Here is a 2968-nt window from a genome sequence, read left to right on the forward strand (position 1 = left end):
CCCGGCAGGCGACGGCCGGCGGCAAGGCCGGGCACCGCGACAAGGCCGGTGAAAATGCCGATGAGGCTGATCGCAACATGCAGCGCCGTGAAGGTTGGGATGGACAGTCCAAGGATCATAGATCGTCTCCTTTCGGGCAGTGGCGGCCACGACGTACCGCGTGGCGGCATGAGCAAGGGACAGGTCCGGGCGCCTCGTGCCCGAGCCGTGCGATAAGCCTCGATCTGTGCCGTCTCCGGGAGGCGGATATGCTTGGTGATGTCCCCCAATCGAGCCTGGCGCTGCTTCGATCATGTCGCCCGCATTCCATATCATGAACGCAGTGCTTCTGGCGAGTTTCCGTGCAGGCGGCTGGGACGCGGGTCATTCCTGGCAGATGACTGCCATTGTTATCGCTATCGTGCTGTCACATGCCTGACGCGACGAGCGGTGTTTTGCATGCTTTCAGCCCCGCTTGACTTGGATTTAGCGCAGGCTTAATTCAAGGCGATCTCCTCAGGGTGCAACCATGTCGCCCGCTTGCCGTTCACCGGCCTTCCAGCACAGCCACTTCTCATCCACCTCCTTCGTCGGACCTCAGATTCCATGCATCTTAAAGACCTTAAACGCAAAGCCCCGGCCGAACTCGTTGCCATGGCGGAAGACCTTGGCATTGAAGGCGCGTCGACCTTGCGTAAGCAGGACCTCATGTTCGCGATTCTCAAGGCTGAGGCCGAGAATGGCGAGCAGATCATGGGTGAGGGCACGATCGAGGTGCTGCCGGATGGCTTCGGCTTCCTGCGCAGCCCGGAGGCCAATTATCTGGCCGGTCCCGACGATATCTATGTCTCGCCGAACCAGGTCCGCAAATTCGGTTTGCGCACCGGCGATACGGTGGAAGGCGAGATTCGCGCGCCCAAGGATGGCGAGCGTTATTTCGCGCTGACCAAGCTGGTTTCGGTCAATTTCGATGATCCCGATGTCGTCCGTCATCGCGTCAATTTCGACAATCTGACGCCGCTCTATCCGGACGAGAAGCTGCGCCTCGACACGCTCGACCCGACCGTCAAGGACAAGTCGGCCCGCGTGATCGACATCATCTCGCCGCAGGGCAAGGGCCAGCGCGCGCTCATCGTCGCACCGCCCCGCACCGGTAAGACGGTGCTGCTGCAGAATGTTGCGCGCGCCATCACGGACAATCATCCGGAAGTCTTCCTCATCGTGCTGCTCATCGACGAGCGCCCGGAAGAAGTGACCGACATGCAGCGCAGCGTGAAGGGCGAAGTGATCAGCTCGACCTTCGACGAGCCCGCCTCGCGTCACGTTCAAGTCGCTGAAATGGTGATTGAAAAGGCCAAGCGTCTGGTCGAGCACAAGAAGGATGTCGTCATCCTGCTCGACTCCATCACGCGCCTTGGCCGTGCCTACAACACGGTTGTGCCCAGCTCCGGCAAGGTGCTGACCGGTGGTGTGGACGCCAACGCCCTGCAGCGCCCGAAGCGCTTCTTCGGCGCCGCCCGCAACATCGAAGAGGGCGGTTCGCTCTCCATCATCGCCACGGCGCTGATCGATACCGGCAGCCGCATGGACGAAGTGATCTTCGAAGAATTCAAGGGCACCGGTAACTCGGAAATCGTCCTGGATCGCAAGGTCGCCGACAAGCGCATCTTCCCGGCGCTGGATGTCGGCAAGTCCGGCACCCGCAAGGAAGAGCTGCTGGTCGAGAAGGACAAGCTCACCAAGATGTGGGTGCTGCGTCGTATCCTCATGCAGATGGGCACGATCGACGCCATGGAATTCCTGCTCGACAAGATGAAGGATTCCAAGACCAACGAGGACTTCTTCGCCACGATGAACCAGTAAGCGGTTCAAAGGGGGGCGCACGCGATGATCGATCTGGCCATGATGGCAGCGGCGGCAGCTGGTGGTGGAGCCGGCGGTGGTCTGGGACCGCTGTCGGATGTCTGGGGACATATCGTCGCGGATTTCTCCAACCTCGGCAAACCGAGCGCTTTGGCGGCTTTGCTGCAGGTTCTGATCATCGACATCACGCTCGCCGGCGACAATGCGATTGTCGTCGGTGCGCTGGCGGCAGGATTGCCGGCCGATCAGCGCCGCAAGGTGATTTTCATCGGCGTCGTCGCGGCGCTGGTTTTGCGTGTGTTCTTCGCACTCGTCGTCACCCAGCTTTTGCAGGTTGTCGGCCTGGTTCTCGCGGGCGGTCTGCTCCTCCTCTGGGTGGCGTGGAAAATGTGGCGCGAACTGCGCGAGGGCCAGCATTCCGCTGGCTCGCCCGAAATCGAGGGCGATGAGCAGAGCGGTCTGCGCCCTGCCAAGAGCTTTGCCAGTGCAGCCTGGGCCGTCGCCCTTGCCGATGTCAGCATGAGCCTCGACAATGTGCTGGGCGTGGCCAGTGCCTCCAAGGATCATCCGGGCATCATGATCGTCGGCCTGATCTTTGCGGTCGGCCTGATGGGCGTTGCGGCCAATATCATTGCCAAATATATTGATCGCTACCGCTGGATTGCCTGGGTCGGCATTGCCGTCATTCTCTGGGTAGCCGTGACGATGATCTATGAAGGCTTTCTCGATCCCAAGGTCGGTATCCTCACGCTCGTCTGAGCGCCGAAGCGGTCTGACTTTACACGCATCAATTGCAACGGTTGCAATCTGGCTTTAGCGTGCCTGCATTGGCGCTGCCGATGGTGAGCGAGCGCCAAAGCCGATCTGAAGGAATGCGCGATGAAGTTCACGGTCGATGTCGATTGCACGCCGGAAGAAGCGCGCTCCTTTCTCGGCCTGCCGGATATGAAGCCCATCCATGACGTCTATGTTCAGGCGATGACGGACGCGATGAGCGGGCAGACGAACCTCGAGCAGATGGAGCGTATGTTCCGCAGCCTCTCGCCACTGGGCGATGCCGGCATGAAGATGTTCTCGAATATGATGGACCTGGGGATCAGCGCGGCTTCCGGCGGTTCGTCGAGCA

At 60.7% G+C, this 2968-nt stretch carries 3 protein-coding genes; all 3 read left to right on the forward strand.

What is annotated here, in order from left to right; translation table 11 throughout:
- Nucleotides 1–585: 585 nt before the first annotated feature.
- Nucleotides 586–1842, forward strand: a complete 1257-nt coding sequence (gene rho, locus BGN95_RS01315) for a transcription termination factor Rho (protein ID WP_286771381.1) — start codon at nucleotides 586–588, stop codon at nucleotides 1840–1842.
- A 24-nt stretch (nucleotides 1843–1866) separates the two neighbouring features.
- Nucleotides 1867–2601, forward strand: coding sequence for a YjbE family putative metal transport protein (locus tag BGN95_RS01320; RefSeq protein WP_286771382.1), 735 nt, complete (start codon nucleotides 1867–1869; stop codon nucleotides 2599–2601).
- Between the two features lie 120 nt (nucleotides 2602–2721).
- Nucleotides 2722–2968, forward strand: a 247-nt coding sequence (locus tag BGN95_RS01325; RefSeq protein WP_286771383.1) for a DUF6489 family protein, incomplete at its 3' end; no start/stop codon positions are given.

The sequence above is a fragment of the Sphingomonas sp. 66-10 genome, assembly GCF_001897045.1.
Classification (GTDB): domain Bacteria; phylum Pseudomonadota; class Alphaproteobacteria; order Sphingomonadales; family Sphingomonadaceae; genus Sphingomonas; species Sphingomonas lycopersici.

Coding starts and splice junctions, on each gene's coding strand:
- rho (WP_286771381.1), top strand. CDS start 586: ATGCATCTTAAAGACCTTAAACGCAAAGCCCCGGCCGAACTCGTTGCC.
- BGN95_RS01320 (WP_286771382.1), top strand. CDS start 1,867: ATGATCGATCTGGCCATGATGGCAGCGGCGGCAGCTGGTGGTGGAGCC.